This is a genomic window from Leifsonia sp. NPDC077715 (assembly GCF_040686855.1).
GTDB lineage: Bacteria > Actinomycetota > Actinomycetes > Actinomycetales > Microbacteriaceae > Leifsonia.
On sequence record NZ_JBFBOG010000005.1, the window covers coordinates 22,450 to 28,539 of the forward strand.

General features: G+C 35.1%; 8 protein-coding genes. 5 read left to right on the plus strand and 3 right to left on the minus strand.

Going from position 1 to position 6,090, the window contains the following annotated elements; genetic code table 11:
• The 5 genes from AB0P25_RS19015 to AB0P25_RS19035 all read left to right on the plus strand — a co-directional run bounded on the left by AB0P25_RS19015 (nt 1) and on the right by AB0P25_RS19035 (nt 3,398).
• Nucleotides 1-366, plus strand: coding sequence for a hypothetical protein (locus AB0P25_RS19015; protein WP_363809491.1), 366 nt, complete (start codon nt 1-3; stop codon nt 364-366).
• A gap of 12 nt (nt 367-378) precedes the next feature.
• On the plus strand, nt 379-1,083 hold the full coding sequence (locus tag AB0P25_RS19020) for an ERF family protein (protein ID WP_151744854.1): 705 nt from the start codon (nt 379-381) through the stop codon (nt 1,081-1,083).
• 19 nt (nt 1,084-1,102) lie between these two features.
• Nucleotides 1,103-2,566: a hypothetical protein gene (locus tag AB0P25_RS19025; RefSeq protein ID WP_363809492.1), complete on the plus strand. Its 1,464-nt coding sequence runs from the start codon at nt 1,103-1,105 to the stop codon at nt 2,564-2,566.
• A 127-nt stretch (nt 2,567-2,693) separates the two neighbouring features.
• Complete coding sequence (locus AB0P25_RS19030; RefSeq protein WP_363809494.1) at nt 2,694-3,191, plus strand: hypothetical protein; 498 nt, start codon at nt 2,694-2,696, stop codon at nt 3,189-3,191.
• Nucleotides 3,192-3,227: 36 nt separating this feature from the next.
• Nucleotides 3,228-3,398 (plus strand): hypothetical protein, encoded by a 171-nt coding sequence (locus tag AB0P25_RS19035; RefSeq protein ID WP_005042582.1) that lies wholly within the window; start codon nt 3,228-3,230, stop codon nt 3,396-3,398.
• 6 nt (nt 3,399-3,404) lie between these two features.
• Here AB0P25_RS19035 and AB0P25_RS19040 read toward each other — a convergent pair whose 3' ends face one another.
• The 3 genes from AB0P25_RS19040 to AB0P25_RS19050 all read right to left on the minus strand — a co-directional run.
• Nucleotides 3,405-4,388, minus strand: coding sequence for an FRG domain-containing protein (locus AB0P25_RS19040; RefSeq protein WP_151744851.1), 984 nt, complete (start codon nt 4,386-4,388; stop codon nt 3,405-3,407).
• A gap of 124 nt (nt 4,389-4,512) precedes the next feature.
• Nucleotides 4,513-5,349, minus strand: a complete 837-nt coding sequence (locus tag AB0P25_RS19045; RefSeq protein ID WP_151744850.1) for a hypothetical protein — start codon at nt 5,347-5,349, stop codon at nt 4,513-4,515.
• A partial coding sequence (locus AB0P25_RS19050) for a site-specific integrase (protein WP_363809495.1) occupies nt 5,333-6,090 on the minus strand: 758 nt, incomplete at its 5' end. The genes AB0P25_RS19050 and AB0P25_RS19045, both read right to left, overlap by 17 nt.

The following is a 6,090-nucleotide window of genomic DNA, read 5'->3' on the forward strand; positions in this document are numbered from 1 at the left end:
ATGAAAAAGACCTCCACTACAACTTTTCGTAAGTTTCTTTTTAAAGACCAGGAAGGTTTCTACCATGTGCGTCTTGGTCCAAAAATCTATTTGGCCAAGCTGACTTTAGATTTCACTCCAGACTTTGACAAAGAGTTCACTGGTGGCAAAAGAGCACAGCCGTTTAACTGGTACAACGTGCTAGTTAAAGACTCTAAAGATAGCGAACCCCGACCTATTACTACCGATGAACTATCCCAAAAATGGTTCAAGCCTGAGTTTAAAGGTGGAGTTAATTATCACCGCGCTATTGAACAAAAGAACCGTACTCAACCCCAACGATACTGCGCAGAGCAACGTATCGCTTATAAAAACTCTCGTTATTAATTGGGTGGCATCATGACTAATCAAAACAACGCATTACATAAAATTCAACAAGAGTTGAAAGCTCCAAAAAACAAAACCAATGATTTTGGCAAATATAAATACCGTAACTGTGAAGATATTCTTGAAGCAGTTAAACCGCACTTAAATGAATTGGGCGCAACACTTGTCCTTACAGACGAAGTTCAGCAAGTTGGCTCAGTCGTCGTTATTACCGCTAAAGCAGTCTTTACTGATGCCAACGGCAAAGAAATTACTGTAACTGCTCATGCTGGCGTTGATGTTAATAAGAAAGGTATGGATGTAGCTCAAACCTTTGGTGCATCGAGCTCGTATGCTCGTAAATACGCTTTAAATGGCTTGTTCCTTATTGATGACACTAAGGACTATGACACTAATGAATATCATCAGCAAATGGACCATGCATCTAAAAATCAAAACAACCGTACCAGCGGAAATCAAAGCCAGCAATCTAATCAGAGCTCGCAGGCAAACAATGCTAATAGCACTCAGTCATTAGCTCAGCGTTATACAAATGCGCTTACTAGTATCAAGAATGCCAAATATCCATCTACCCTGGATAAAGCCATTGCCACTTTTGCAAATTCTCAATATGCAGCTGGGATCGTGAACGCTTGTCGTGCACGTGCCGATCAAATGGGATGGGCAGTTAATTCCCTTCCTCAGCAAAAAAACCAAACTCAACAACTCCACCATTAATTAAAGGCAGGAAATAAACATGACTAATTTAATTTCAAACCAAGAAGCCTTTAATGCTTTGATGTCGGGCAAAGTTATTCTTTGCCGCCACATCGATGGTGAGTTTGATACTTTGGACCAGTTTCCGGCTACAGTATTTTCTTTGCCAGACTATGAGTATTGCATCCAACTGCCAAAAATTGAATTGGCTGGGATTACATTTACTCAACCTATCACCCTTGATGATGTCAAGCCAGATCAAGACATTTATCTTATTGAACCAACTGGCAGTATTTATTGGTACAAATTCAATGAAACAGCAGCTCTCAAAACAGCAGTTTCAAATGGTTTTGCTCAAGCTGATATTGAGAATGCTCGCCTCCAGTTAAAAGCATTTTGTGCAGCCGTTGGCCGAGATGTAGATACAAGTGAAGTTCGTGTCGTGCCAATTGGTGGAGCAGAAAAACAAAAAGCAGCTAAGAAAAAATCTTCAAAGACTGCTACTCCTAAACAAGTTGAGGAAGTTAAAGCTGAGGATCCAATTCATACAGAAGTTTTGGAACCCTCTTCGACTAATGAAATCGCAACATCTCAAGCTTCAAACAATCACCAGCACCAAGTTTTATTAGATGCTTTGCAAATTGCCAATACTGAGCAGGAAGTCGCAAACATTTGTTCAGGTCTTGAGAAAGAAGGCTTTACGCAAGAGCAATTAGATGAAATTGAAGCTGCTAAACAAGCTCGATTGACTGAGCTGGATTTTATTGAAATGGATGCAGCTGATTCAGCAAGTGAGCAAGTATTTTCTGTTTTATACGACTCATTCATTAGTGAAATTGAATCGTGCACTTCAGCTGAAGAACTACAAGCGGTTAAGCGGAAAATTGGCGCAAATGTGCATTTAGAAGATCAAGAACGTGACAATTTAATGAAAGTTATTCAAGAGACAACTTTCTGCGATAAACCGACATCGGCACCCAAAGCGGTACTTATGGGTCTAATTGATCAGGCCAGCACATTAGATGATTTAGCGAAAGTTAATGACACTATTTTAGCAAGCTCAAACAATCTTACTTCTGAAGATCTAAGTGAGTTGAGAATTCAGAGCGAGCAACGTAAAGAGCAACTTTCACAACTTGATTTAATTGATTCTGATCCGACTTACGCTTCATTCATATACTCGGATGAATTAGTAGACGAATTAGCTTTCGAAATAGATATGGCTGGCAACGCCGAGGAAGTGAATGCGATTTTTAACCGCACACGCCAATGGACAGAAACACAACGCAAGCCTTTATTGGATGCTTCCTATAAGCGACTTAAAGAGCTTAATGAAAGACCTTTAATTGAGCGCATCCAGGCTGCACAAAATATTGATGTTTTACGCTCTTTATTCGCTGAGATCCGTTTACTTGAAAATGGAACTCTAAAGTATGACGCAATGACAGCTTATAAAAACCGCGAAGCACAATTACCTGGTGCACCATTGGAGATAAGCCAATGAAATATCGCTACTCAACAATGACGCGCATTCTTCTCGTGATAGGCGCTCACATGAACCACCAGTTTGACAATGTTAATGCTTCAGAAATCGATGCTTGCTTAGAAAATGTAAAGTTTAAAGAAGCCACATGGAGAAAGTGAAAATGAGTACAGCAGCTGAACTTAAAAAGGCCAATGAAATGACTAATTTCAAAAAATACAAAGCTAAAGTTTTTGAAGCTCTGGCAAATGATACTTACGGCTTAACAGTTTCTCAATTGGCAACTGTATGCAAACTAAGTGCAAAAACTATAAAGCAGATATTGGCCGAGCTTGAAGTGGAGAAAAACGGCGATGTTTACTTGCTTATCACTAAACAAAGTTTACCAAATTATGAGGTGGAAATTATTGATTCAAAACCTATAGAAGAATCACCTATAGATATTTCTACAACTATTTTTATGGACATTATTTGTCCTAAAGCGGATGAGCTCAGAAAGAAGGATCCTCAAGCATTTAGCATATTTGCTTATGATGTAATGAGATTAAGCCTCTCTCTTTATTCTGAAACAACAAACATTAATCAATTTGATACTAACGTAAAAGTTTTACTTAGCAATTTGGTAAGACGTCTTCAAAGATCTTAAAACTTCATTAATTTAGAAAACAAGAGGGTTGTTTAAATGTCTTGGTATTCTTTAAGGCAATTAGCTAAAGAACTCGGTATGGCTCCAAATACATTTAAAAAATATTATTTGGAGGAGTTCCCACCTGATCGTGAATCCAAAACTTATAAGGGATGGACTTCACAATCAGTAGCAAAAATCAAAACTGCAATTCAAGGCGCTAAGTAAGCGCCTTTATATAAATGAAAATTTATTTAAATTCATAATATCTTTAGTATGTTGTGCTGCTCCATATGCCCCCCTAAAAAGGTGACATGCATTGAAATTGTGATAATTACAAAAATCAAAAAGCCTTATTACCTCTTTAAAATCGATATTGATCTTTAGAAGTCTATGACTAGAATTGTAATGTTCTAAAATATCTTGCAGTTTAGGTCTAAAGCCAAATTTTTGTAAAATTTCCTCACGTGCAATGGTATAGGTTAATACACCTTGTTGATGTGATATATGTTGATTAATTCCTTTAGGTGGTTCTAAAACTTCTAAAACATCCTTTAGCTCACCAGTTAATTCTGCAGAATTTAAAACCCAAATACTGATTTTCTTGTCTTCATGATATCCTGAACTTAAAGCATATGAACAGGCAAAATAACTTGCGACAAAAGGATTTTTGGTCCAATCAAGTAACCTTGTAGGAACTCCATAATGTTGTGCAAAAACTGCTAGTTCAAAAAAATCATCTGAAAACCAATCTCCACTACAATTATTAAATTTTCCAAAAAAGTGATCAATTTTGAGTTTCTGATTTTTTCTTAATTTATCATTATCAGAAGGTAATTGAACTCCTGCTAAATCACAGGATTCTTGAAATTGAATTAAAATATTTGACTCTTTTTGATATTCAATTGTTTTTTCATCAAATACAAAACTTATATTTTTAGGCTGTCTATAATATGTAGGCTCTAGATCCCAGTTATAATCGCCATGCCCTCTATATACAAGTGATTTTTCTAAAATATGCGTATCAGTCGCATCCCATGTTCCAAGATATTTCGAATTCATAATATTTGGTTCATCTCTATGCTTTAGATTAATCATTAGATTTTTCACATTACCTTTATCAGGTCGAAAAAAATTAATAATTTCATCTGAATCATTTATATATAATTCATAATAACCATTTTTTTTATTCAAAGAATTTAAATATCTACTTTCCATTACGGTTTATCCAGCTTTCTATATTCATACCTAACGAATTATTCCTATTTAATAATTACAATAGTTGGACTTCTTAATCAGTTGCTAAAATCAAAGTACAGTTCAAAGCACGAAATAAGCGCCATTATTGAAAAAATTTATCAATATTCACAACAATCTTTACAATTTTCATATGACTTCCAAAGGGTTTCTTAATTTTTATTTCTACAGGTGCTTCAAATTCAAAATCCATATAACATGACCAACCATCCCCTCTTTCTACATCACTTTTATTACCGTATTCTAATAAGCAAAATACATCTCCAGAGACGGTAAAACTCACATTAGAAGAATCTATTTCCATATTTATAAATTTGTTTGCACTAATATGATTTACAGATGCAATATCAGCAATCTGATCAATATTTTCCACATAATCCATTACTGATGAATTGAACAGCTCCTCATCAAGATATTTGATTATATGTTTGAAAAGCTTATTTCGAACTCTCTTAATAAGTCTCACTACTTTCAAAACATCATCAAAACATTGTATTGCTCGTTGTCTTGTGTCTTCAATTGATAAATTATATGTATGCTCTTGAATGTGGGTAAAACTATTTAAAACTTCTATTTGATCTAATAGAGTAGTACAAGCCTTTTCAATTGATTTATCTAATCGAAACTGCTTTAAAAGAAATTCACCAATCCCGCCCTGAATAGCATATTTATATCTTTGTCTTCGAGTAATTTTATCGTCAGGTTCTCTTAAACTTGGATACCATGAACATTTAACAATTTCTTCAGCGGGAGAAAGTCTATGAAAAACTATTCTTAGCATTTCTCTCATTGCATAAGCAAAATTATTAAATGTTAGACTGTTATAGGTTTCTAAATTCAAGATAGCTGAATCTAATAGATTATTCTCAAAATCACCTTTTAAATATTTTTTAAACTCTTTTATTTTATTTTTTGGAATCATTTAACCATTTCTCCACCTCATTTGCATACCAAGTCATTAATTCTACCCGTTCATCCCAATACTCTGCACGGTTATAAATTTTACTTGTCTTATCTGCTTTTGTAGATTTATTCACATGGGCAATTTGATAATCGATCACCTCACCACGGAATAATTTACTTTCATTAGCTTGAGTCGAAAAAAGTGAACGAAAACCGTGGGTAACCATTTTATCTTCGTAACCCATTCTTTTTATCATGGTAAGTACAGACTCAGAGGTCATATACTCATAAGGCTTTCCACGTTTTTTAAATATGTATCCATCATCAGTTTTAACGCTTTCGAGCTCCTTAAATAGTGCATAAATCTGCGGCACCAATGGAACCATTAATTCCTTTCTTCTTTTCATGCGATCAGCTGGAATAATCCAAACCTTATTTTCAAAATCTAGTTCGCCAGAATCCCATCTAGCTTTTAATAATTCTGTTATACGCGTTCCTGTATAACAAACTAGAAGCATTGCCATTTTAACTATAGAACTTGAATGGCTCGCTTGCATACGTCTAAAAAATTCAGGCATTTCACTTGCAGGTAAACAAGGATGGCTATCAGATTCATATTCAGGAATTACATCTTCCACTAATGTGCATGGATTACGATCTGTATAATCTGAGGCAATTGCAAAATCAAATACCTGCTTGCCAAGTCTTAAAGCACGGCTTGCTGTTTCTAAAGTACCCTTTGCAACAATTTCTTTAATTT

Excerpts from the sequence above, each read along its gene's own strand:
- AB0P25_RS19025 (WP_363809492.1), top strand. The coding sequence starts at position 1,103 with ATGACTAATTTAATTTCAAACCAAGAAGCCTTTAATGCTTTGATGTCG.
- AB0P25_RS19030 (WP_363809494.1), top strand. The coding sequence starts at position 2,694 with ATGGAGAAAGTGAAAATGAGTACAGCAGCTGAACTTAAAAAGGCCAAT.
- AB0P25_RS19040 (WP_151744851.1), bottom strand. The coding sequence starts at position 4,388 with ATGGAAAGTAGATATTTAAATTCTTTGAATAAAAAAAATGGTTATTAT.
- AB0P25_RS19035 (WP_005042582.1), top strand. The coding sequence starts at position 3,228 with ATGTCTTGGTATTCTTTAAGGCAATTAGCTAAAGAACTCGGTATGGCT.
- AB0P25_RS19015 (WP_363809491.1), top strand. The coding sequence starts at position 1 with ATGAAAAAGACCTCCACTACAACTTTTCGTAAGTTTCTTTTTAAAGAC.
- AB0P25_RS19020 (WP_151744854.1), top strand. The coding sequence starts at position 379 with ATGACTAATCAAAACAACGCATTACATAAAATTCAACAAGAGTTGAAA.
- AB0P25_RS19045 (WP_151744850.1), bottom strand. The coding sequence starts at position 5,349 with ATGATTCCAAAAAATAAAATAAAAGAGTTTAAAAAATATTTAAAAGGT.